Annotated in this window: 20 protein-coding genes; 10 read left to right on the top strand and 10 right to left on the bottom strand. The window is 71.8% G+C overall.

The features are described 5' to 3' along the window. Nucleotides 1-8 precede the first annotated feature (8 nt). The 3 genes from ACQBAT_RS04620 (at nt 9) to ACQBAT_RS04610 (ending at nt 3,652) form a co-directional block, all read left to right on the top strand. Nucleotides 9-1,277 carry a cell wall-binding repeat-containing protein gene (locus ACQBAT_RS04620; protein WP_427197747.1) on the top strand — a complete coding sequence of 423 codons (1,269 nt, stop codon included), beginning with the start codon at nt 9-11 and terminating at the stop codon, nt 1,275-1,277. 183 nt (nt 1,278-1,460) lie between these two features. After that, nucleotides 1,461-2,285, top strand: coding sequence for an ABC transporter ATP-binding protein (locus tag ACQBAT_RS04615; RefSeq protein ID WP_420746810.1), 825 nt, complete (start codon nt 1,461-1,463; stop codon nt 2,283-2,285). Beyond that, nucleotides 2,282-3,652, top strand: a complete 1,371-nt coding sequence (locus ACQBAT_RS04610) for an FtsX-like permease family protein (protein WP_420746809.1) — start codon at nt 2,282-2,284, stop codon at nt 3,650-3,652. The genes ACQBAT_RS04615 and ACQBAT_RS04610 overlap by 4 nt, the downstream gene beginning before the upstream one ends. Before the next feature lie 74 nt (nt 3,653-3,726). Here ACQBAT_RS04610 and ACQBAT_RS04605 read toward each other — a convergent pair whose 3' ends face one another. Genes ACQBAT_RS04605 through ACQBAT_RS04590 form a run of 4 tightly spaced genes read right to left on the bottom strand, consistent with a single transcriptional unit; the run spans nt 3,727 to nt 7,143 of the window. Continuing rightward, entirely contained in the window at nt 3,727-5,010 is a 1,284-nt protein-coding gene (locus ACQBAT_RS04605; RefSeq protein ID WP_420746808.1) for an SIS domain-containing protein, read from the bottom strand. Between the two features lie 8 nt (nt 5,011-5,018). Beyond that, the gene (locus ACQBAT_RS04600; RefSeq protein WP_420746807.1) at nt 5,019-5,294 is read right to left on the bottom strand and encodes a Trm112 family protein; all 276 of its coding nucleotides are present in this window, start codon (nt 5,292-5,294) and stop codon (nt 5,019-5,021) included. A 1-nt stretch (nt 5,295) separates the two neighbouring features. Next, a complete protein-coding gene (locus ACQBAT_RS04595; protein ID WP_420746806.1) occupies nt 5,296-6,717 on the bottom strand; it encodes a phosphomannomutase/phosphoglucomutase in 1,422 nt (473 codons plus the stop codon). A 48-nt stretch (nt 6,718-6,765) separates the two neighbouring features. After that, on the bottom strand, nt 6,766-7,143 hold the full coding sequence (locus ACQBAT_RS04590) for a DUF3499 domain-containing protein (RefSeq protein WP_420746805.1): 378 nt from the start codon (nt 7,141-7,143) through the stop codon (nt 6,766-6,768). Nucleotides 7,144-7,378: 235 nt separating this feature from the next. Here ACQBAT_RS04590 and ACQBAT_RS04585 point away from each other — a divergent pair, with 235 nt between their 5' ends. Next, nucleotides 7,379-7,696: a metallopeptidase family protein gene (locus tag ACQBAT_RS04585; protein ID WP_420746804.1), complete on the top strand. Its 318-nt coding sequence runs from the start codon at nt 7,379-7,381 to the stop codon at nt 7,694-7,696. A 136-nt stretch (nt 7,697-7,832) separates the two neighbouring features. On the opposite strand, the gene ACQBAT_RS04580 is transcribed toward ACQBAT_RS04585, so the two are convergent. The 4 genes from ACQBAT_RS04580 to ACQBAT_RS04565 form a co-directional block, all read right to left on the bottom strand. Further along, the gene (locus ACQBAT_RS04580) at nt 7,833-9,281 is read right to left on the bottom strand and encodes a DUF222 domain-containing protein (RefSeq protein WP_420746803.1); all 1,449 of its coding nucleotides are present in this window, start codon (nt 9,279-9,281) and stop codon (nt 7,833-7,835) included. A gap of 165 nt (nt 9,282-9,446) precedes the next feature. Then, nucleotides 9,447-11,459, bottom strand: a complete 2,013-nt coding sequence (locus ACQBAT_RS04575; protein WP_420746802.1) for a DUF5719 family protein — start codon at nt 11,457-11,459, stop codon at nt 9,447-9,449. Then, nucleotides 11,456-14,824, bottom strand: coding sequence for a glycosyltransferase (locus tag ACQBAT_RS04570; RefSeq protein WP_427197746.1), 3,369 nt, complete (start codon nt 14,822-14,824; stop codon nt 11,456-11,458). Before ACQBAT_RS04570 ends, ACQBAT_RS04575 begins: the two co-directional genes overlap by 4 nt. A 296-nt stretch (nt 14,825-15,120) precedes the next feature. After that, nucleotides 15,121-15,390 carry a WhiB family transcriptional regulator gene (locus ACQBAT_RS04565; RefSeq protein ID WP_420746800.1) on the bottom strand — a complete coding sequence of 90 codons (270 nt, stop codon included), beginning with the start codon at nt 15,388-15,390 and terminating at the stop codon, nt 15,121-15,123. A gap of 159 nt (nt 15,391-15,549) precedes the next feature. Here ACQBAT_RS04565 and cofD point away from each other — a divergent pair, with 159 nt between their 5' ends. Together cofD and cofE are read left to right on the top strand one after the other, a co-directional pair. Further along, nucleotides 15,550-16,521, top strand: coding sequence for a 2-phospho-L-lactate transferase (gene cofD / locus ACQBAT_RS04560; RefSeq protein ID WP_420746799.1), 972 nt, complete (start codon nt 15,550-15,552; stop codon nt 16,519-16,521). Continuing rightward, the gene (gene cofE / locus ACQBAT_RS04555; protein WP_420746798.1) at nt 16,518-17,591 is read left to right on the top strand and encodes a coenzyme F420-0:L-glutamate ligase; all 1,074 of its coding nucleotides are present in this window, start codon (nt 16,518-16,520) and stop codon (nt 17,589-17,591) included. The genes cofD and cofE overlap by 4 nt, the downstream gene beginning before the upstream one ends. 61 nt (nt 17,592-17,652) lie before the next feature. On the opposite strand, the gene ACQBAT_RS04550 is transcribed toward cofE, so the two are convergent. Then, nucleotides 17,653-18,588 (bottom strand): DNA-3-methyladenine glycosylase family protein, encoded by a 936-nt coding sequence (locus ACQBAT_RS04550; protein ID WP_420746797.1) that lies wholly within the window; start codon nt 18,586-18,588, stop codon nt 17,653-17,655. A 166-nt stretch (nt 18,589-18,754) separates the two neighbouring features. Between ACQBAT_RS04550 and ACQBAT_RS04545 the strand changes: the two genes are divergently transcribed. The 3 genes from ACQBAT_RS04545 to ACQBAT_RS04535 are packed head-to-tail and all read left to right on the top strand — an operon-like array spanning nt 18,755 to nt 20,981. After that, entirely contained in the window at nt 18,755-19,492 is a 738-nt protein-coding gene (locus ACQBAT_RS04545; RefSeq protein ID WP_420746796.1) for a TIGR03089 family protein, read from the top strand. Between the two features lie 23 nt (nt 19,493-19,515). After that, nucleotides 19,516-20,304, top strand: a complete 789-nt coding sequence (locus tag ACQBAT_RS04540; RefSeq protein ID WP_420746795.1) for a CoA transferase subunit A — start codon at nt 19,516-19,518, stop codon at nt 20,302-20,304. A 2-nt stretch (nt 20,305-20,306) separates the two neighbouring features. After that, nucleotides 20,307-20,981, top strand: a complete 675-nt coding sequence (locus ACQBAT_RS04535) for a 3-oxoacid CoA-transferase subunit B (RefSeq protein ID WP_420746794.1) — start codon at nt 20,307-20,309, stop codon at nt 20,979-20,981. Nucleotides 20,982-21,036: 55 nt separating this feature from the next. Here the strand turns inward: ACQBAT_RS04535 and ACQBAT_RS04530 are convergent, their stop codons facing one another. Then, nucleotides 21,037-22,005 (bottom strand): glycosyltransferase family 2 protein, encoded by a 969-nt coding sequence (locus ACQBAT_RS04530; protein WP_420746793.1) that lies wholly within the window; start codon nt 22,003-22,005, stop codon nt 21,037-21,039. Between the two features lie 91 nt (nt 22,006-22,096). On the opposite strand from ACQBAT_RS04530, the gene ACQBAT_RS04525 reads away from it, so the two are divergent. Beyond that, nucleotides 22,097-23,386, top strand: a complete 1,290-nt coding sequence (locus ACQBAT_RS04525; protein WP_420746792.1) for an LCP family protein — start codon at nt 22,097-22,099, stop codon at nt 23,384-23,386. Nucleotides 23,387-23,451 lie beyond the last annotated feature (65 nt).

Raw genomic sequence — 23,451 nt, 5'->3', positions numbered from 1 at the left:
TCGCCCTGTTGACCGCTGAAGAGTACGCCCAGGAGCGCTGGCCCAAGGGCACGGTTGACGAGGATGGCGAGGTCCGCTCTTCACACGCTCACCTGACGCACCGGTCACTGACGGGAGATGAGCCGAAGGCATCGGCCACGCTGGTCGCCCGTGATGCCCTTGAACCAGGCGAGAGCCAGACCTACTACCTCGTCGCCGGACGCCTCGCACCAGACATCTACAGGGGAGGCACTCCCCAATTGGTCTTCGCCTCCCACACGACGGTTCTGGGACCGGTGGAGCTGACCCGCGCCGAGGATCCGGAGCCCGAGCCGCCGATCGACCCCGAACCCGAGCCGCCGGTGGACCCGGAACCCGAGCCCGACCCCGAGGTGGGTCCTGAGATCGAGCGGGTCGTGGGGGCGGACCGGTACGGCACCGCCGCGAGGTTGGCCGTGGACAACTACGCGCCCGGCCTGCCGACCGTCTTCCTGGCGACCGGCCGCGACTTCCCCGACGCCCTGGCCGGGGCAGCGCTGGCCGGCAGCTACGAGGCTCCGGTCCTGCTGACCCGTCCCGACGGTCTGCCCGCGGCCACCCGGGCAGCTCTGGAGACCCTGGCACCGCAGCAGGTTGTCGTCCTGGGCGGCAGCGGCGTCGTCCACGGCGAGGTCCTGGATGAGCTGACCGAGCTCGGCCTGGCTCACGTGCGCCTGGCCGGCGGTGACAGATACCGCACTGCCGCCGTCGTCAGCGCCCAGCTGGCTCCCAGCGACACCGTCTTCATCGCCACCGGCGCGGACTACCCCGACGCGCTGGCCGCCGCCGCCCTTGCTGGTGGACTGGACGCCCCCGTCCTGCTCACCCGCCCCGGCAGTCTGCCGTCGGCCTCCATCATGGAGTTGGCCCGCCACAACCCCGATCGCGTCGTCGTCCTCGGCGGAGCTGGGGCGGTCCAGCCTCAGGTCCCCGCCCAGATCGAACGGCTCGGCTACCCAGTCGAGCGGGTTTCTGGCGGCAACCGTTACAGCACCGCCGCAGCACTGGCGAGCTGGTGGAAGGACGGCAGCGACGACGCCTGGTTGGCCACCGGGGCGACCTACGCCGACGCGCTTGCCGGTGCACCACTGGCTGCCCGTGAAGGCGGACCAGTCCTGCTCACCCGACCTGGCTCCCTGCCGGCCGTCACCGGACGGGCCCTGCTGAACCTCTCCCCAGACACCGTGCACGTGCTCGGCGGGAGCGGCGCCATCAACGACGCCGTCCTCGACGACATCGCCGCGCTGGGCTGGGAGTAGGAAGGAACAACCCACCCCACCGATCCCCTACCGGACGGCAGCCACCGGTGCCCGCAGCGCCCTCGGCCGTCGCCCGGTAGGGGATCTCCCCTGTCCGCCTCCGCCCGTGGTCGCAGATCAACGGCGACAACGTCCGCCCGCGAACGGATTCGACGAGCGGCCCGCACCCACGACGGTGTGGGTATGAGATCACCGCAGCACACGGCATACCGGACCCCGGACCGCAGTCACGCACAGTCCGCGCACCACCCCTCGGGCGCATCCCCCACCCTGGTGGCCCGTCACCTGACCAAGGCGTATGGCGACACGCTCGCCCTCGCCGGCGTCGACCTGCAGCTCTGGCCGGGTGAGGCGGTCGCGGTCATGGGCGCATCGGGGTCGGGCAAGAGCACCCTGCTGCACTGCCTGGCCGGCGTCATCGCGCCGGACTCCGGCACGGTCCTGCTCCACGACCCACGGCATGGCAGTCAGGACCTCGCGGGGCTGAAGGCGGAGGCACGGGCAACGGTGCGGCTGCGCAGCTTCGGGTTCGTCTTCCAGCAGGGTCTGCTCCTGCCCGAGCTCAGCGCCGTCGAGAACGTGGCACTCCCGCTCATGCTGGCCGGCGCCGACCGACGCGCGGCCGAGCACCAGGCCGCCACATGGATGGCCGCGCTCGGGCTCGCCGGGATGGAGGCCCGCCGCCTCGGTCAGCTGTCGGGGGGCCAACAGCAGCGGGTGGCGATCGCCCGCGCCCAGGTCGCCGACCCGGTCGTCGTCTTCGCCGACGAGCCAACGGGGGCGCTGGACTCCGCTACCTCGGCCGAGGTGATGCAGGCACTGCGGAGCAGCACACGGGACCGGGGGCGGACCCTCGTCGTCGTGACCCACGACCCCGTCGTGGCCCGCGGCTGTGACCGGATCGTGCACCTGGCCGACGGCCTCGTGGTGCAGCAGAACGTGCGCGAGCAGAACGTGCGCGAGCAGAACGTGCGCGAGCAGAACGTGCGCGAGGGGAGCGTGCGATGAGAACCTCACTCCGCCAACTCGCGCCACTTCTGCTGCGCGGCAGCCCTTCTGACCGCCGCAGCCAGGCGCTGCCGGTCGCCGCGTTCGCGGTGGTGACCGCGCTCACCCTCACCGTCGCTGGTGGTGCGGAGTTCTTCGTCCGCCTCGACGAGAGCTCGGGGGTGGACGCCTCCTATCAGGGTGTCTACGCCAGCCTCGCCGCGGTGGCGCTGGTGATCCTGGCCGTCCCGCTGTTGTCCCTGTGTGGCTCGGCGGTGCGGCTGTCGACCCGCCGTCGGGACACCCGGCTGGCGTCGTTGCGTCTCCTCGGGGCACCTCGGTCGCTTCTGGTCCGGCTGAGCATTCTGGAGGCGGGGATCGTCGCCACCCTCGGGGTGGCGCTGGGCATCGTCGGCCACCTGCTGCTGGCGCCGGTCTTCGGGCTGATCCCCTTCCTCGGTGGGCCGATCGGTGCCGGGGCCGTGCTGCCGTCCGTCCCCGTGGCGTTGGTCACGGTGGTGGCCCTGGTCGGGATGGCCGTGGCCGGTGCGGCGCTGGGTCTGCGCAAAGTCGCGATCACGCCGCTGGGCGTCCGTACCCGGCAGGCACCGGCGGTGCCGCACTGGGCCCGTGCCGCCATCGCGGTCGGTGTGCTCGTCGCCCTGGTCGCTGCAGGTCAGCAGGTGGGTGAGCACGCCCAGGTCGTGGGCATCGCCATCGCCCTGGTGATGCTGGGGCTCGGCCTGGCGGTGCTCAATGTCATCGGCCCGTGGGTGTTGAAGGTGCTGGCGCGGATGTCCTTGCGCCGGGCCGGTGGCGGCCCGCGTGGTGCCACCCGACTCCTGGCCGCACGGGCCGTCCTCGACGATCCCCGCGCCGTCTGGCGGCAGGTCGGCGGGGCGGCGATGGTGTCCTTCGTCAGCGTCGTCGTCGGCACCGGGCTGGCGATGACCAACACCGCCAGTCCGGAGCTGATGAGCCCGGCCGACGTCATGCTCAACCGGGATCTGGGGACCGGCGTCTACCTGACGATCGGACTCGCCTTCCTGACGCTGGCTGCATCGATGACGGTCCACGCGGCGGCCGAGGTCTACGACCGGCGGGATCTGTACGTCGCGCTGGACCGGCTGGGCACACCCCGACGGACGCTCGAGTCGGCCCGCCGACGCGCGGTGCTGTCACCTCTCGTGGCGATCTGTCTGGTGGGTGCGGGAGCCGGTGCGCTGATGGTCCTGCCGTTGGCTGGGATCGCGATGGTCACCGACCCGCTCACGCTCATCTCGATCCTTGCCTCGCTGGTGCTGGGCGTGGTCGTGGTGCGGACCGCGGTCGGATCGACCACTCCGCTGCTGCGGCAGGTGCTGGCGAACCCGGAGCCGGTGGTCTGAGGTCAGCTCGTCTGGGTTCAGCTGGTCTTCAGGGCTCTGTCTGAACGCAGTGCTCTGAACGCAGGGCTCTGAACTCAGCTCGTCCGGTCGCGCAGGTCCGCGACGTGTGGGCTGACCGAGGGGTCCAGGCCCAGGCCGATCGCGAGGTAGGTCGCGGTGAAATCGACCATCGCCATGTGGTCGGCCAGGCGCACCACCTGATCTCCCGGGCCGGCCCGGACCTCCATCACCGTCACCCCGGCGTCCCGGGCGGTAGTCAGGACCGCCTCGGTCAACCGCTCCGAGTCCGCCGAGGCTTCGTCGGGTTGCTCGGGCTCGGCATCGCGCAGCATCAGCAGGCCCAGCTGCGGCGGCGTGGGACCGTCGAGGTAGGGATCGGCGAAGATGTCCCGGCCACTCTCCGGGCCGCGGGCGCGCTCCATCAACTCGCCCTCAGGCTCAGCGAAGTGGTGCGGCTCCCAGGCGCTCGTGTCGATGTCGCCCAGCCGGATGCGGGCGTTGTCATAGGTGCCAGGGCGTCGCCCCGCGATGCCGGTGAACGGGCCGTCGAAGCAGGCGACAATGCCACTGGCCGCGTCGGGCAGTTCTCCGCACAGGGCGGGGATGCGCGCGGTGCGGGCCAACATCGAGCTCGCGCGCGCAGCCGCCACCCCGCTGAGGCTCCCGTCGCCGAGCACGACCGGCACGGTCTCGGCGAGCTGCACGGCGAGCAGTTTGGCCGGGTTGATAAAGGCTTCGGAGGACGGCCGGAAGTCTTCGGCCCGCTCGTCCAGCCGGTCGGCGACGGCCTCCAGGGAGCGCTCGGGAGCATCCAGCAGACCCAGATGCCCCGCCCCCACGAGCACCGGGGTGAGCAGCGTCCACAGGGCCGTGCGCGAGCTCGCCCGGGCGGTCTGCCCGGTGCCGACGTGGATGCCCCGGGCGCGGCGGCATACCTCGGCCAAGGGGGATTCGTCGGCACCCACGGTGAGGAGGGACGCGCCCCGGCGGGCCGCTTCGGCGGCGACCGCGAGCGGGCCCGGCGCTCGGCCGGACAGGGACACGGCGACGACGAGGTCGAGCGGACCCACCCACCCAGGCAGCGGGAGGTTGCGTCGCGCCTGGACGGGCACGGGCGACCCCGGCTCAGCCAGCAGCTCGAGCACATCGGCGACGATCGCCGACCCACCGATAGCGGCCACGAGCACGGACCGAGGGCGGTCCTGCTGGGCGAGGCGCTCGATGCCAGCGTCGTGCCCGAGCGTGAGCGCCTCGCGCACCTGGGCGCCGGCCGAGGCTAGTGCCCGGAGAGTCCCGCGGGAATCCTTGCGACCCAACTCATCCTGGTCGTTGAGCAGCGCCTCGTCGATGTAGGGCACGCCGCGCCTCAGCCGTCCGCTGACTCGGAGTCGGAGTCTGCCGTGGCTTCGCCTTCTGCTTCGGCCGCAGACTCGCCCGACGACACGATCTCCGCGTCATCGGCCAGCAGGACCGGAATGCCGTCGACGATCGGGTACCGGCGGCGCTGCTCGGCACCGCCGCAGTCCTCGGCGCACTGCAGCGCGGGGCCGCCCTGCTCCTCGGTGATGTCGATGAGCTCGTGCCCACCGACCGGGCAACGCAGGATCTCGCGCACCCAGGGTTCGTACTGTGGCCTAGCCATGTCAATCCTCCTGTCGGACGAGGGTCAGGACGTGGTCACGCACCTGCTCCATCGTGGCCTGGTCGGCGGCCTCGACGTTGAGCCGGAGCAGCGGTTCGGTATTGCTGGGGCGCAAGGACAGCCACCACATGGGCGTCTCCTCACGGGTCAGGGTGAGCCCGTCCAACCCGTCGGCCACGGCCCCCTGCTCCAGCGCCCACGCCCGCACCCGCTCGGTCGCCGACCCCGCGTCCACGACCACGGAGTTGATCTCCCCGGATGCGGCATACCGCTCAAACCCCGCGACCAGGGCGGACAACGGCTCCTCCTGCTCACCCAGCGCGGCCAGCACATGCAGCGCAGCCAGCATGCCGGTATCGGCGTACCAGAAGTCGCGGAAGTAGTAGTGCGCCGAGTGCTCCCCACCAAAGACGGCCTCGTGCTCGGCCATCTGCGCCTTGATGAAACTGTGCCCCACCCTGGTCCGCACCCCGCGCGCGCCCAGCTCCTCGATCGTCTCCGGCACCGCGCGCGAGCAGATCAGGTTGTGCACCACGGCGACCTGGTCGGCCGGGGTCCCGGCTGCCACGGACTTACCCACCTCACGGGTCGCGACCAGCGCGGTGATCGCGCTCGGGCTGACCGGGCGACCCTGCTCGTCCACCACGAAACACCGGTCGGCATCCCCGTCGAACGCCAGGCCCAGGTCGGCGCCCTGCTCCACCACCGCGGCCTGCAGGTCACGCAGGTTCTCCGGCTCCAACGGGTTCGCCTCATGGTTGGGGAAGGTCCCGTCCAGCTCGAAATACAGCGGCAGCACCTCCACCGGCAACCCCTCGCCCAGCACGGCCGGCACCGTGTGTCCCGCCATCCCGTTGCCCGCGTCCACCACCACACGCAGGGGCCGCCCACCGGACAGGTCCACCAGGCCCCTCAGGTATGCCGCGTAGTCAGCCAGCACATCCGTCGCGTCGATCTGGGCCGGCGCAGCCGAGGTCAACGGCCCGTGCAGAGCACCCCGGTCCAACAACCACTGCGCCAGGTCCCGCACCTCGGCCAATCCCGAGTCCTGCCCCACCGGGCGCGCACCCCGGCGGCACAGCTTGATCCCGTTGTACTGCGCAGGATTGTGGCTCGCCGTGAACATCGCCCCCGCCCGCCCCAACGAACCACTGGCGAAGTAGAGCTGATCGGTCGAGCTCAACCCGATCATCGTGACCGGGACCCCGTGCGAGGCCACCCCAGCAGCAAAGGCGGCAGCCAACTCGGGACCCGACTCACGCATGTCGTGCCCCACCACGACTCCGTCCTCCCCCTCCGGGATCGCGATCACCTGAGCGAAGGCCGACCCCAGCGCACCCGCCACCCGGGTATCCAACTGCGCAGGCACCAACCCACGCACGTCATAGGCCTTCACCACATCGGCCAGTCTCACCGCAGTCACAGACAGCAGCCTACGGGGACGGGGTGGTGATCGAGATGGGGAAGGGGCTCAGCGGTCGCGCAGGACGCGCAGGTGGCCGCGGCGGGTGATCTCGGTGACGGTGGCACCGACCCGCTCCTCGCGGTGGGTGGGGTCGACATGGACCACGCGACCCTGGCCGCGGTGCTCGCGGACCGCGTCGGCCAGCGCGGCGAGGTCGTCGACCGGGGGCCGTGGGGTGCCCTCGGGCAGCTCGAGCCGGACGATGTCCCACCCTCGGGGTGCGGTCAGCTTGTCGGCGTGGTCCTCGCACAGGTCGTAGGAGTGCGGCTCGGCGAATGTCGCCAGCGGACCCAGCACCGCGGTCTGCTCCGCGTAGACATAGGTCAGCGTCGACGTCGCGGGTCGGGAGCACGCGGTCTTGGAGCACTGACGAGAGAGGGTCACAAGACCCCACTGTAGGCGGCGACCATGACAAACCCACGGCACCACGCGCACCGGTGGGAACGAAGTCCAAGCCCCCGCGGGGTTACTGTCGTGTCTGCCCGGTCAGGGAGGACCGGGAGTTCGACGGTCGGTACAGCAGGAAGAGGAGACGCGCGTGGCTCATCGACTGGCTCATCGACGCGATCGGCGAGGCCGCGGCCTCCGCGGGCCCCTGGCGTGGCCGCCGCTGCCCGCGATGTCGACCCGCTCGGCGCGTTTCGACGATCTGGTGCTGGACGCCGCCGAGACTCTGGAGCGACGGCTGGGGCATGAACTGGGCCTGGAACTTGCGGTGGAGGAGGTCCCCCCGTCGGACCCGGCACCGTGGGAGCACGGGGTCGCTCTCGGTCGACTCTTCCCCGCCGAACGCACCCTGCCCGCCCGCCTCGTGCTCTATCGCCGGCCGATCGTGCATCGCGCCGAGGATGACACCGACCTGGCGGCCGTGGTCTACGAGGTGATGGCGGAGCAGGTGGCGCGGATGTTCGGTCGGGATCCGGACGACCTGGCCTGAGCCTCGGCGGCGAAAGTAGCTCTGGCGATCTCCGTCGCCGAACGGCACCACGGCTCGGCTGGAGAATCCGGCAACCTTTCCGGCGCCGGGCGTGGTGGTGTTCCCGGCCGGGTGGGGCCGGGGTGGGGCGGGGTGGTTAGAGGTGCCAGATGATGGTGCCGCCGTGGACCTGGGCGTGGATGTCGTGCAGGTGGACGTGGGTGTGGTGGGTCTCGCAGAGCAGGACCATGTCATCGACATCGGTGCGTCCGCCGCGGGACCACCAGGTCAGGTGGTGGGTATCGCACCATTGCGGTAGCCGGGTGCAGCCGGGGAAGGTGCAGTGCTTGTCCCTGGCCACGAGCGTTTTGAACTGCTCAGGGGTGGCGTAGCGGGCCTCTCGCCCGAGTTTCAGGGGTGCCCCGTTCGTGCTCAGCCAGACCGGGGTGATCACGCCCGAGCACGCGATCTGCCCGGCCGCCCTGGGTGAGAGCACGATCCCTGCGGGCGTGCTCGCTGGGCCGGCGGGTTGCCCGGTCGCGGGATCGAACGGCATCGTCAGGATCACCGCGGCCCGCGCGCTCGAGGGCGCGGCACCAGGGTTGCCCAGGCCCCGGTTCAGCACGGTCATGAACGCATCGAACCTGCGCTGGGTCGCGGAGCGTTCATCTGGCACCGGTGCCCCGTCCTCATCCACTCCTGGGGCCGGGGCGGCCAGGGCCCCGGTCAGGACACCATCGATACTGGCCGCGGCCGCGTCCGGGGCATCAACGGTGAACCGGGTCAACCCCTCCCCCAACGGCCTGCGCGAGACACCACGCAGCTCCTGGGCGGTGCGGTCTGTGTCAGGGGTGGCATCGAGCAGGTCGTGGATGATCCGCGCGCAGATCAACGCCAACTCAGCATCAGAAATGTCCGGGTTCGCCGCCGCGTCCGCGACGATCACCGTGTACGCCTCGTGCGAGTCGTGATCAGTGAGGTTCACGATCCGGTTCAGCATCCGCGCGACCATCGCGCACCGGTGCAAGGGCGCCAACCCCCCGGTCGCGACCTGCCTCAACCGGGCCGTGGACGACAGTGTCAGGCAGGTCACCACGACCCGGATCGCTGAAGCCGTGGCAGCCGACAGCCACGGGCAGCGCACCCGTAACCAGTCCACCAACGACAACCCCTTCTCGGTGTGCAACCCCCGGGAGTGCGCCTGGACCGCCAACGTCACCACGGTCGCGTCCAGGCGCACGGCCAACCTGCCGGCCTCCTCCAGACCGGCAGCGACCTGGGCATCAAAGACACCCACGACCTCATCCTCATCCAGCCCCGCCCGGGACACCGCCCGGGTCGCGGACCTCAACTGCGCCAGCAGATCATCACCGACCAACCCCGAGGTAGACCTGGCCCCGAGCTGGGAGTCGTACTCCACCGAGAACGCCCACCAGTCCGCCTCCTCGGCGTCCGGGACCCAGCCCGCACCAGCACCCACCGCACCACCCGGACCGGCCCAGCACTCCCCCTCGACCACCTCGTCCAACGACACCCCCCGCGCGGCCTCCCACCCCACATCACCCACCCCCACAGGCGGTGCGCTCGGTGCTGGCTGCTTCCCCATACCGATACTCAAACAGAGACCACTGACATACCCTCCCCCAACGCCCTGACCAGCAGATATGCCTGAAGAGAGCGGCTACGGAGCACACGTCCGGAGCGATCGGCGGCAGTCAAGAGTGAGCCGGGCACGTCGATCCTCGGCCTGCACAGAGCGCCCGTTCGCGGCTCAGGGCGTGAGCACCCGCGTCGAGGTCAGCGAACGCTCCCAGGGCACGCCGGTCAGGGGCGCCGCTGCCAGGTAAGGACCAAGGAGGTCCTGCCCCGTCACGACCAGTGAGGCGACCACTCCGGCCTCCCCACCCCCTTCGACCCACACGGCTCGAGCGTCCGTCGGGACGCCCAGCACCACAGTGGTGTCGTTCCCCGCAGCATCCAGGTCGTCGGCACGCGAGGTGCCGTCGTCGAGCAACCACGTCACGCGCACCGGCGTCGCATCCAGCACGGTCACGGCCACCCGGGCCGTCCCGCCCGAGAGGGCGGCCAGGTCCGGGATCCCCATCCCGATCGGTGTCGTGGACAGAGTCACTGCCGGCACCCAGGCGAGTTCGCCCGCTGGGCGGACCAAGGGCTCGACCTGAGGGGTTGCGGGCGGACCCGCAGTCGTTGAGGCCCCGTCAGGTCCGGCCGTCGTGGCCGCATCGTCCGGTCCCGCCGTCGTGGCAGCGTCGTCGGGTCCAGCGGTCGTTGCCGCATCGTCCGGTCCGGCCGTGGTTGCCGCATCTTCCGGTCCACCGGTCACCGCCGCTCCATCGGGCCCCCCTGTCGTGGCCGCATCATCACCCGGCTCGACAGGCTCATCGCCGCTTGGCGGCAGCTCGACCTTCAGACCACCGGTCACCGGCGATGCGCTGCGCACCCGCAACGCGTTCACCTGATCCGGCAGGTCCTCCAGCACCACGTCCACTGTCGTCCCTGCCGGAACCCTCGTGACGTCCTCCGACAGCCGCACGGCCCCATCGGGCGTGAGCGCCGTCAGGTCCACCACCGCAGAACTGTCACCGGGAGCGACCAGACGCAGCGTTACCGCGGGGCTTACAGCCTCCGCACCCCCGCCGTTCTCACCGCCGAGCAGCATCGCTGGGATCACTAGATCGGTGCTCGGCGCAGCGGCCGCCCCGACGATCTCCGCGCCGAGGTCTGTCGTGCCCTCGCGGTGGTATTCCGCAAGGTGCGCTACCACCGGCCCACCGCTGGCTCGCACCTGCACGACCGGAGCCTCGACCGACGGCGCCAGGGCATCCAGCAGGTGGACAGAGCGGCCATGGGCCGGCACCACCAGGCCGCTGCCGCCCGTCGTCGTCACCAGACCGTCCGCGCCGTAGACGGCCACGTCAACCGTCACCGCGTTCTCACCGGGGTTGCTCAGGACGAGATGCTCGCTGCGCCCGGCCTCGTGCCCGCCGGCGACCAGCCACTGCGTCTCGGCAGCGGCGCCGCAGCCGGTCAGGCTGAGCCCGCGTGCGCCTGGCTCTGTGGACAGGCTCAGCTGGCCGCCCACCAAGCCCGGAGCCCCAGCCCCGGTCGCGGCGACCAGACCGGCAGCGTCCGCCTCGATGGTCAAGTCCGCGAGGGGCGAACCGTCCCCACCGGCGCTCCCACCCGACGCCCCACCGGCAGCCGCATCCGACGACCCGTCCCCCTCGTACAGCATCGGGCCCGATCCTTCGCCGGTCGACCCCCTCGCGTCCAAGCTCTCGCCCGTAGCGACGCCCTCGACACCACTGTCCTGCTCTGCGGCACCCTCCTGCCCAGCAAACTCCCCCACCTCGGCGGGGGCGCTCGCGGCCACGACCAGGGCACGCGCGGCGTCGCCATCGTCCTCCTCCCCCGACGCCCCCGACGCGTCCGCATGCGTTGCGGTCCCGACCCCGCCCGGGACCGGCCCGGGGCAGGCCAGGCTGGCGGATTCGACATACGCCACGGGGCCGTTCGTCGTCGCCTCCGCGCTGTCGCTCGGGGTCGTGGATCCGAGCTGGACGCCGCCCTCGGCGAGCCAACCAGCCCCCCAGACCAGACCGGCCGCCGCGAGCACCGCCACGGTCGGCCGCCACCAGGGCAGTGCGCGCCGGCTCACCGCAGCCTCCGCGGCGGCAGCACCACCGCCAGCACCGGCTCCCTGAGCACCGTCGCCCCCAACCGCCGCGCCTGGCGCCCCGTTGTCCTCCGGCTCACGGCTCATCGCTCCCGCTCCTCATCCTCGGTCCGCCCGACCGGCAGCGCCAGGAAGCCCACGAGCCCGGCGATCACCAGGGTGATGAGCTGCCAGGGCAGTCCCGGCGTCCGCAGCCGCAGCTCCAGATCGTGGGTCCCGGCAGACAGCGCCGCCGTCCCGTCAGGTCTGATCTCCACCGGCTCGCCGTCAACGCGTAGCTCGGCCTGCTCCGCCCAGCCACTCCCCTCGGCGACGGTCAGGGTCGTGTCGTCGTCCAGTTCCAGCAGCTCGCTCGTCGCGGCGTGCGGCCCGGTCACGGGAATCACCTGCCCCACCCCGCCGTCGGCGTCCACCGCCCGCAGGCGGCCGGTCGGCTCTCCCGCGATCCGCCACAGCACTTCCTCCGGTGGACTGCTCACCCGCGTGGCGCCGGGCAGCCGGTCGAGCTGCGCCACGAGCGGGTTGGTCTCGTCGGCGAGCAGGTGCACATAGCCCACGCCCAGGGCGCCGAGCTCGGCCACCGCCTCCTGCGGCGTCGCCTCTCCCGTCACCGCTGCCACGCTCTGGCTCACCGGGGTCGGGTCCGCGCCGACGCCATACGCCAGGGCCGCCCCGTCCCTCAGGATCCGCGCCGGTTCGGGCTCGTCCCCAACCAGGTCCACGACGAGGCGGTATGGCGTTTCCTCCCCAATCTCCCCCGTCTCCGATCGAGGGTGCAGGACGAGGGTGCGCACGGCGGACGGGCCGCCTCCCTGCTCCCGCGCCACGGCGGGAAGTGGGTCCTCGGCTCGCTCGAGACTGACCGAACCCTGCCCCGCCAGGATCGTCCCCCAGCCCAGGATGGCCGTGGTGGCGATGCCCGTCAGGGCGACCACCGTGCCGGTCAACGCCCGGAAGCCCGCCTCCCCCTTCCGCGCGGCCCGGGCGTCCAGGAGCGCATCGAGCGCGAGGGCGGCGGCGAGCAGGACAGCAGCCCCAGCGAAGGACAACAACGTGCCCGACCAAGGCGTCACCGTCAGCGTGATGCCGTTCTCCACGCCCGTCGCACCGCCAGCCGCGGAGGCATGCGTGGCGGCGGGCTGAGCCAGCACGCCGATCCCGGTGCGGGTCGCCAAGACCGCGAGGCCCACGCAGACCAGCGCGACCGAGGTCAGCACCGTGCCCCGTCGACCACGCCCACGCGACAGCAGCATCGAGGCCACCGCGAGTAGCCAGAGCGGAATCACGGCCCAGAGCATGAGCACGTCCCAGGAGGCAGTGAGCAGCTCGGGAGCACCGCCTGGGTGCAGGAGCAGCAGTTCCCAGGGCTCAACGGGAGCGGGATGTGCCGGGTCGGCGACGGTCGCGCCCGCTCCGCCCAGCAGTTTCAGCGGCTCGGACCAGACCCGCATCAGCCACGGCAGCGCCAGCGCCCAGGGCAGGATCGCCAGGGTCGCGCCCCGCCACCGGGCGGATCCCCGCCCGAGGATCAGGAGCAGGACACCGCCCAGCGTGCTCAGCACGAGCACCAGCGGCACCCACTGGGCAGCCAGCCCCAGACCCAGCACGGTGGCGAAGACGGCGGCAGTCCTGCGGCTTCCCCCACGCGGGGTGGCGGACACGGCATACCCGGCGATCAGGAGCGGGGCCAGCACGTGCACGACAACCGGTCCGACGCGTCCCTCGTCGACCCCGATCGACAGCGGGGCCAGGCCACCCCAGCCCAGCGCGAGCACGGCGCGCAGCCAGGGGCGCCGAGAACTGCGGCGCAGGGCGAGATGCGCGGTCAGCACGCTGGCTGGGACGGCGAGCAGCAGGATCCAGCCGAGGGCCACGCCTGCGGCCGCAGAACCCCCGACACCGGGCACCAGTTCGACCAGGCGGGTCAGCGCAGATCCCTGCAGCAGCCACGGCTCGGCGCCCCCGTCATGCCCGAGGCCGCCGCCGCGCCACCCGTCCAGGGCCGAGCGCCACAGCCCGGCGGCGTCGGTGAAGGCCGGACCCAGTTCCCCGCCGACAACCCCGGTGCCGGACGGTTGCAGGGACGGCAGCAGATCGCGCCACCGCCACCCGGTGAGCGCGACGGCCACCACCAGAGCCGCCGCCAGCGGCCAGCTCCACCGCGAGGCGCGGGGAACGCTCCCGACATCGGCGAACTCGTCGGCCACCGGGCCGGTCTCGAGCCCCTGGATGCCCGCCGGGCCCGTCCGCCGACGAGTCTCCGTGCGCGAGCGGGCACGGGGATCGAGCGCCTCACCCACCGTGTCCATCGTCGCTCGCCAGCCGAGGGAGGCCGGCACGAACAGGCTGCGCAGATCTCCCGGGCGCACGGAGCGGGGCCGTCGGAACCGCCAGCGAGCTCCCCAGCCGCGCACCGGCGAGAGCACCGCGCGCACGTCGGACCACTCGTCGGCGGCCTCCTTGGGGCGCTTGACGAGCAGCAGCAGGATCGCGGCCAGGGTGCTGGTGATCAGCACCCCGAGCCCACGCCATACACCGGCCAGCAGCCCACCCCGCGCCAGCGCGAGCTGACGGTGCCGCACCCGGGTGCGTCGCGGATCCACGATCCCGGTCCCGGTGACCCCCTGCCGAACGATCGCGTCCGGGGCGACCACCACCCGGTGACCCGCCAGGTGCGCCCGCCAGCCGAGGTCGAGGCCAGCTACCCCGTCGGCCGCGAAGGCCCGATCCAGACCGTCGATGTCGGCGAGCACCTGACTCTTGACGAAAGCCCCCGCGAGCGGCACACCGAGCACGTCCTGCCTTAGGTCGAGCTGGCCCTGGTCGACCAGTGCCGCACCGGCCCCATCGGCCATCCTCCCTGCGGGCGTCAGGTGATGCCCGACCCCGAGGAGCAGGCGAGGGTCCTCCTCCCGGACCAGTTTGGGGCCGACGACCGCCACCCGACTGCTGCGTCGGGCCGCCGCGGCCAGCGCAGCCAGCGCTCCGGGCTCGGGGAGCGAGTCGTCGTGGAGCAGCCAGAGCCAGTGCTCCTCGTGCACGGGCAGCGCCGCACGCACGTCGTCCAGGGCAGCCGCGAGCGGCAGGGTGCGGGCCTCGACGGTCAGCGTCTCGCCGGCATCGCTCTGCCGCGCCTGCGGCTCCTGCTGCGGCTCCTGCTGCGGCTCCTGCTGCGGCTGACCGTATTCTTCCCGGCGCCGTTCGCGCGAGTCTTCCCCGTGCCTTTCTTCCCCGTGCCCTTCTTCCCGGTCCCGCTCCCCGGGTGCGCCGGCCGATCGCACCACGAGGGGGATGCGGAGCTCGCTGACCAATCGGTGGTGGCGCAGGACCGCCGCCTCGTGACCATCCGGGTCCAGGCCCGCCACCAGCACCCGCTGCGGCCGCACCGTCTGCTCGGCGAGCGCATCGAGCACCTGATCCAGGGGCCGACCGTCGGGGTGGGCCAGCAGCACGGCGCTGACCTCGCCCACCCTCGTCCGGGCCGAGGAGCGGGCCTGGGACGACGAGCGGTTCGGCGAAGAATCGTCGGTGTGCGCCGTCGGGCGCGTGTGCGCAGAAGAGTCGGTGTGCGCCGACGGGGTTGGTGCAGACGGGGTGTTCGCAGACGAGGTGGGGCGACGGGTCGAGGCCGCCTCCCCTGATGACGTGCCGGTGGTCGAGGGGTCCTGCTGATCGGGCTTGCTCACGGGGCGCTCACGCGGCTGACGCCGCGGCCGGGGGTCCCGACGCGACGTGCTCTGCCGAGCTCCTAGACGGCGCGCTTCTTGAGCTTGCGGCGCTCACGCTCGGACAGACCGCCCCAGATGCCGAAGCGCTCGTCGTTGGCGAGGGCATACTCCAGGCACTCGGCGCGCACCTCGCAACCCACGCAGACCTTCTTCGCCTCCCGGGTCGATCCGCCCTTCTCAGGGAAGAACGCCTCCGGGTCGGTCTGCGCGCACAGGGCACGCTCCTGCCAGGACATCTCCTCGATGTCGTCCGCTCCATTGAGCAGAGACATCAGCTCTACCTCGTGCATGGCTCCTCCTCGACCTTGGCCAACTCGCACGCACGTGGCCCGAGAAATCGACGATCTGCCTGCCGTCGACGTGAACCACGTTAGGAGAATTACACGCGTGTCATCCCCATCCGTCAACCCCAGATCTGCTATTGGCCTCTGACCTCCCACAATGGGACCATGCAGATCACCCTTCTCTCCGGGGGCGTGGGTGGTGCCCGCTTCGTCCGCGGGCTGACCACCGCCCTTAACCGTCGTCCGGACCTCGCCGACAGCACGATCACCGTCATCGGCAACACCGGGGACGACATCACCCTCTTCGGTCTGCGGGTGTGCCCCGACCTCGACACCCTGCTCTACACCCTGGGCGGGCAGATCGATGAGGACCAGGGATGGGGGCGCGCGAACGATGGTCGCGAGGTGATGACAGAACTGGGTGAGCTGGGCGTCCAGCCGACCTGGTTCGGCCTGGGCGACAAGGACATGGCCACCCACATCGCCCGCAGCCAGTGGTTGGGCCAGGGGGCCTCGCTGTCCGAGGTGACCGCCCGGCTCGCTCAGCGGTGGGGCCTGCCCGAGCAGGGCGTCCGGTTGTTGCCCGCCACCGACGACGCCATCGAGACCCACGTGGTCGTCGAGCACCCGGATGGCAGCGAGGAGGCTGTGCACTTCCAGGAGTGGTGGGTCCGGCAGCGCGCCGAGACGCCCGCCCGCCGGTTCACGGTCGCCGGCCTGCGCTCCGCCTCCCCCGCCCCCGGCGTGCTGGATGCCCTCCGCAGCGCCGACGTCGTACTCCTGCCGCCCAGCAACCCGGTCGTCTCGATCGGGATCATCCTGGGCGTCCCCGGCCTGCGCGATGCGCTGCGCGGAACCCGCGCCCCCGTCGTCGGCGTGAGCCCTCTGATCGGCGGCCAGCCGGTCCGCGGACGAGCCGACGCCTGCCTCGCACCGCTGGGCGTCGAGGTCTCCGCGTCGGGCGTCGCCGGGCTCTACAGCGATCTGCTCCAGGGCTGGCTGGTGGACGAGGCGGACGCTGGACCCCACTACCCCTCCGGCGTGCAGGTCCGCTCGCTCGACCTGCTCATGCGGGACCGCGACGGCGCCGCCCGGATCGCCGAGGCCGCGCTCGACCTCGCCCTCGAGCTGCGATGACCAACCCCCTCCACGACATCGCCGACGGGCTGCTCGTCCTCCCGCTCCGGGGTCTGCCGGAGGTCGACGACCAGACCGACCTCGCCGGTGAGCTTCTCGCCCGCCTCGCGCCCCTCGGCGGCCTGCGGGACGGCGACCTGCTGGTCGTCTCCAGCAAACTGATCTCCAAGGCGGACGGCCTGCGTCGGACCACCGAGGCTGGGCCCGAGGCTGGGCCCGAGGCTGGGCAGGACGCGCTGCTGCGCGAGCGCCTGGTCCTCGAGGAGTCGGTCCGGGTGGTCGCCGAGCGCGCGACGAGCTCAGGTCGGATCACCCGGATCGTCGAGGCCGTCGCCGGACCGGTGATGGCCGCAGCCGGCCTCGATGCCTCCAACACCGGCCCGCACGGTGGGGTCCTGGTCCTGCCCCGGGACCCCGACGGGGCGGCCGAGAGCCTGCGTGCTCAGCTGGCCGAGCGCGCGGGAGTCCGCCGGGTCGGGGTGATCCTGAGCGACACCGCCGGCCGCCCCTGGCGTGGCGGGTTGACCGACTTCGCCCTCGGGGCCGCCGGCGTGCAGGTGCTGGACGACCTTCGTGGCGGCCGGGACAGCGACGGCCGGCCGCTGCAGGTGACGGCCCGCGCGGTCGCCGACGAGCTGGCCGCTGCCGCCGATCTGGTCAAGGGCAAGGCCGACGCCGTCGGAGCCGCGGTGCTCCGTGGCCCGGTGGTCTCGCAGGTGGTCGGCGGAGCCGAGGGACCCGGCGCGCGCTCACTCGTGCGCACCGGACCGGGCGACTGGTTCGCGACCGGGCACCTCGAGGCCGTCCGCGCGGCCCTCGGCGCCGCCCCCGGCACCGAGGCTGCCCGTGAGGTCGGCATCCCCAGCCTCGGCATCGAGACCGATGAGGCACGCGGCGAGCGCGCGGTCAGGCTCGCGCTGCTCGGTCAGCCTGAGGTGCGGGTCGAGGGATCACCCACGTCCCGGTATGCCGTCCACGCACCCGATCCCGTCCGCGCCGGCCGCGTGGCGGCCAGGTTGGAGATCGCGCTGCACGCCGAAGGGTTGTCGGTCGACGTCACCGTGGCGTAGTCACCTGGCGGGTGCAGGTGTGCGGCCAAAGGTCTTCCCCCAGCGCGAGAGCACCTGGCGGTCAGCGCGCGGGCAGGTGCCGTCGCGGCGCCATCCGCGGGCCGCGCCGCGGCCGGTGGGCACCGATGAGCTCCAGGTAGCGCTGGACGCGATAGCGCTGCCCGGCCCAGGGGCGCAGGACCTCCACGAGCGCCTCGTCACCGACGGGATGGCCGGTCAGCACCCAGCCGATATTGGCCGCCACGTGGTAGTCCCCGAAACTCACCGCATCCGGGTCGCCCAGCGCCCGGTGCGCCGTCTCGGCCGCGGTCCACACGCCCACGCCCGGGACCGCCACCAGGCGACGCCGCGCGGTCGCCAGGTCGAGGTCCACGAGCTCCTCTAGCCGGCCCGCCAACGCCGCCACGCGCACCACCGTGTCCGCACGCTGGGGGCTGATCCCCAACCGCAGCCACTCCCACGACGGGATCTGACGCAGGACCTCAGGGCTGGGCGGGACTATCAGCCCGAGGGCTGCTCCCGGTCCCGGTGCCGGTGTGCCGTGCGTGCGGACCAGCCGCCGCCAGCCCCCGAACGCCTCCTGACCGGTCACCTTCTGCTCGATCACCGCTGGCACGAGCGACTCCATGACCAAACCAGTGCGGGGGACCCGCCACCCCGGGTGTCGGCGCCGCCCGTCGCTGATCAGCGGATGCTGTGCATCGAAGGCGTGGTGGCCCTCATCCTGCTCCCCCAACATTGTGGGCAGGTGCTCCAGCACCCATCCTGCGCCAGCACCCCAGGCCTCCCCCACCACCGCCGCGTCGCGCGTAACCACCCGGAGCGTGACGGGCCCGTCCGGCGTGGCGATCGCCCGCCAGATGGCCCCGCCCTTGACCGTCCAGGCCGGATCCCCGGCCCCACGCCGCAGCACGCCCCAGGTCGCCGAGACATCTACCGGCCGACCGGGACGCCAGATTCGGCGCACGCACTGCACCGCTCCGGTCGTGAGGGTCACGGCGGACACTGTGCACCCGCGCACCCCTCCTGTGCAACCGGCGTCGTACTCGTGAGTAGCCGGTAGCACTCACGAGGGCAGACCGGCAGACACGCACGAGGGCACACCACTGGGCGCAAGCAGGCACACCTTGGGCCTTGGCCCGGCGTCCGGTTAGCCTCGTGCCGTGCCGTTTCCGAACCAGGTCCTTGCGCAGGCCGTCGCCGCTGACGCGACGCGCCCGGCGCTGACCTTCTACGACGACACCGACGAGGGCCGTGGCGAGCGGATCGAGATCTCCCGCCGCGTCCTGCGCACCTGGGCCGCCAAGGCCGCCAACGCCTTGCAGGAGAGCCTCGACGTCCAGCCCGGCTCGGTGGTCCTCGTCGACCTTCCCGCTCCGCACTGGCGGCTCGCGTACTGGGCGATGGCGGTCTGGAGCGTCGGCGCCACCCTGACCGTGGACACCCACGAGGGCGCTGACGTGCTCGTCACCACCGATCCGGACAGCGAACTGGCCGAGGACTGCGACGAGGTGGTGGCGGTGGCCCTGCCCGCACTCACCCGCAGTTTCGGCGAGGAGTTGCGCTCCGGCGTCATGGACGAGGCCGCCGAGTTGGCCACCTACGCCGACGACTTCGAGGCCTGGGACGAGGTCGAGGACGACGACATCGCGCTCGTCCACGCGGGTGACCGGCTCTCCTACGCCGAACTGCTCACCGACCTGCCGGAGGTCCCCCCGGGAGCGCGCGTCCTGATCACCACGACCGACCCCGGACTCTTCGTCCGGCAGGTGCTCCAGATCCTCGCCCTGGACGGCTCGGCGGTGCTGGTCCGCGGCGACAGCGCTCACGACGATGCACGGCTCGCGGCTGAGGGCGTGACCTTCCGCTGCGCGACCCAGGGGCCCACCCCGAGGGACTGAGCACTCCCGGTACCCTCGGCAGCATGGACAAAGTCGTCACTTCCGCAGCCGAGGCCGTCCAGGGGATCGAGGACGGCATGACCCTCGCCGTCGGTGGCTTCGGACTCTCCGGAGTCCCCACCGTGCTGATCCAGGAATTGCTGGAACGGGGCACCAAGGACCTCGAGGTCGTCTCCAACAACTGCGGCGTGGACGGCGCCGGTCTGGGGCTGCTCCTGGGCGCCGGACGCATCCGCCGCGTCATCGCCTCCTATGTGGGTGAGAACAAGGAGTTCGCCCGTCAGTACCTCTCCGGTGAGCTCGAGGTGGAGCTGACGCCCCAGGGCACCCTCGCCGAGAAGCTGCGCTCCGGCGGCGCCGGCATCCCGGCCTTCTTCACCCCGACCGGGGTCGGTTCGCAGGTGTCCGAGGGTGGTATGCCGTGGCGTTACGACACGGACGGGAACGTGATCCTGGAGTCCCCGGCCAAGGAGAAGCGCGAGTTCACGGTCCGCGGTGAAACCCGAGACTACGTTCTGGAGGACGCGATCTTCGCCGACTTCGGGCTGGTGCGGGCCGCCAGGGGCGACCGCCACGGCAACCTGGTCTTCAACAAGTCCGCCCGCAACTTCAACCCGCTGTGCGCGATGTCGGCGCAGATCGGGGTGGCCGAGGTGGAGGAGCTCGTCGAGCCCGGTGAGCTGGACCCGGACGAGATCCACCTGCCCGGCATCTACGTGCGCCGCGTGCTGCCGCTCACGCCCGAGCAGGTCGCTGACAAGCAGATCGAGAAGCGCACCACCCGCCCCCGGTCCGAGAACGAGGAGTCCTGACCATGGCCCTGACCCGTGAGGAGATGGCGGCCCGCGCCGCCGCTGAGCTGAAGGACGGCGACTACGTCAACCTCGGCATCGGCATGCCGACCCTGGTCCCCAACTACGTCCCGGACGACGTCGAGCTGGTCCTGCAGAGCGAGAACGGCATCCTCGGCGTCGGCGCCTACCCCTTCGAGGGCGAGGAGGACCCGGACCTGATCAACGCTGGCAAGGAGACCGTGACCACCCGTCCCGGTGCCAGTTTCTTCGACTCCGCGACCAGCTTCGGGATGATCCGCGGTGGCAAGGTCGACGCCGCCATCCTCGGCGCGATGCAGGTCTCGGTGGCCGGCGACATCGCCAACTGGATGATCCCGGGCAAGATGGTCAAGGGTATGGGCGGCGCCATGGACCTGGTGATGGGCGCCAAGAAGGTCGTGGTGCTGATGGACCACGTCGCCAAGGACGGCAGCCACAAGATCGTCCAGGAGTGCGACCTGCCGATCACCGGGCTGCAGGTCGTGCAGCGGATCATCACCGACCTGGCCGTCATCGACGTCACCCCCGACGGCCTGGTGCTGCGTGAGCTGGCCCCCGGCGTAGAGGTGGCCGAAGTCGAGGAGAAGACGGGCGCGCCGCTGACCGTGGCGCTCGACGAGCCGACCCCTGAGCCGACGCCGCCCACCGAGGGCTGAGCGTCAGTCCTCGCCGTCAGTCCTCGCCGTCAGTCCTGGGCGTCTGTCCTGAGAGTCAATCCTTGGAGGTGCCGCGCAGGAAGCCAGCTCCCCACGTCAGGTGCATGACCGCGAGCACCCCGGGCATCCGCCGCTGGACGCCCGGACGTTGATCGCGGGCGATCCACCACCCGCCCGCGGTGACTGCTGCGGCATACCCCATCGGGACCAGCCAGGCCGGCTTCCACGCGAAGCCTGCCACGGCACCCGCGCCGACGAGGGCGGTGGCGACGGGTGGGGCGAGGTACCGCAGGTTCAGGGTGTCCGGGTGGGTGCGGACGACCTGTCGGCGCCACTGCCCGGTCGTGTAGAACTGCCGGACCAGCTCCCGCCAGGTCGCCCGAGGGCGATAGGTGACGGTGAGCGCGGGGTCGAACCAGACCACGCCGCCCGCCTTGCGGATCCGATAGTTGAGCTCCCAGTCCTGGGCGCGGGTGAAGACCGGGTCGTAGCCGCCGACCTGGCGCAACCAGTCGCGGCGGAAGACGCCGAGGTAGACGGTGTCGGACGGTCCGGCCTCACCACCGACGTGGAACCGGGCCGCCCCGATCCCCAGCGGTGAGCGCATCGCGACCGCGACCGCCTGCTGCAGATCCCCCAGCCCCTCGGCCAGCATCAGCCCGCCGACATTGGCCGCGCCCGTCTCCTCGAGCAGTTCGACCGCCCGCGTGATGTAGCCCGTCGACAACTCGCCATGGCCGTCCATCCGCAGCACGATGTCGTGGCGCGTGGCCGCGATCGCCGCGTTCAGGCCGTCGGGCGTGCGGCCGGACGGGTTGTCGACGACCACCACGCGGGGGTCACGCGCGGCGAGCGCATCGGCCACCTCCCGGGTGTGATCCCGGCTCGGGCCGACCGCGACGACGACCTCCAGCTCCCCGGGATACTCCTGGGCGAGCACCGAGAGCACCGCGTCCTCGAGGTGATGCTCCTCGTTGAGGATCGGCATGATGACCGATACCGGCGGGTGGTCGTGGGTGTTCACGGGGACGAGGCTACCTGCGTCGGCTGGGGCGAATCGCCCGGGCACGGGCGCTCCCAGCCGGGAGCCAGGGGTCTGGCCTAGGGTTGCGCACGTGCCGCACGACCCCGAGGACGACTGGACCCGCCCGATGCCACGGACCCCGCGTCCCCGCAGGGAGGGTGGGTCCGGCGGAGGTCGCCCCAGAGACGATCGGAACCAGGACTGGCGCGAGGATCGGACCGAACGGATCCCGCGCCAGGACCGGCCGCAGCGGGACCGCTACGACGACCGTGACCGCTACGACCAGCGCGGCGAGCGCCAGCGGGCCTATGCCGCGAACGATCGCTACGACGAGCGCGAGCGCTATGACGACCGCAGATATGACGAGCCTGACCACCGACGACCCGGTGGCCCTCCGCCCCGCCCGCCCCGGCGACGCAAGCGCTACGGGCTGCGCCGGTTCATGGCCTTCCTCGTGCTGCTGCTCGTCGGCTACCTGATCACGATGATCGTGGTGGCCTTCATGGTGTGGGGCAGCATCAACCGGATCGACGACGTCCCCGAGAACGCCGACCGCCCCGCTCAGGGTCGCGGTGCCAACTTCCTGCTGGTCGGCACCGACAGCCGGGATGAGTTGACCGACGAGCAACGCAGCGACTTCGGCACCGGCTACACCGAGGGCTCCCGCGCCGACACCGTGATGCTGCTGCACGTGCCCAGCTCCGGCGATCCCACGCTGGTCAGCCTGCCGCGCGACTCCTACGTGGAGATCCCCAACTACGGGTGGGCCAAGCTCAACGCCGCCCACATGGTCGGTGGCGCCGAGATGCTGGTCGACACGGTCGAGGGCGTGACCGGGATGCGGATCAACGGCTATCTGGAGATCGGCTTCGGCGGATTCGTCGGCGTGGTCGACGAGGTGGGCGGCGTCGAGATGTGTCTCGACCAGCCGATGCAGGACGTCAAGGCCCACATCGATCTCCAGGCCGGCTGCCAGGAGCTGGCCGGCCGGGAAGCCTTGGGCTACGTCCGGATGCGCTACAGCGACCCCCGTGGCGACCTCGGCCGCGTCGAGCGGCAGCGCGAGTTCCTCTCCGCCCTCGTCAAGGAGATGTCCAGCCCGGCTACCGTGCTCAACCCCTTCCGGCTGCACCAGGTGGGCACCGCGACCGGCAGCGCCATCGCGCTGGGTGAGGACACCTCGATGGTGGAGGGCGCCCGCATGGCCCTCGGTATGCGCGCCGTCGCCAATGGCCAGGGGCAGTCGGTCACGGTCCCGATCGCCAATGCCGACTACCCGACCCATGTCGGCAGCACTGTGCTGTGGGACGAGCAGGGTGCCGAGGAGCTCTTCTCCGCCCTACGCAACGACCAGCCGCCGCCCGCCCAGACCCTGCCGTGAGCAGCACGCACCGGCCCCGCCACCGGTGCCCACCCGACCGCAGGCGTGGGGTGCGTGACGCACCG

It is taken from the genome of Ornithinimicrobium pulveris, from assembly GCF_050261105.1.
Taxonomy (GTDB): Bacteria; Actinomycetota; Actinomycetes; order Actinomycetales; family Dermatophilaceae; genus Ornithinicoccus.
This window is presented reverse-complemented; position numbering and strand designations above follow the sequence as displayed.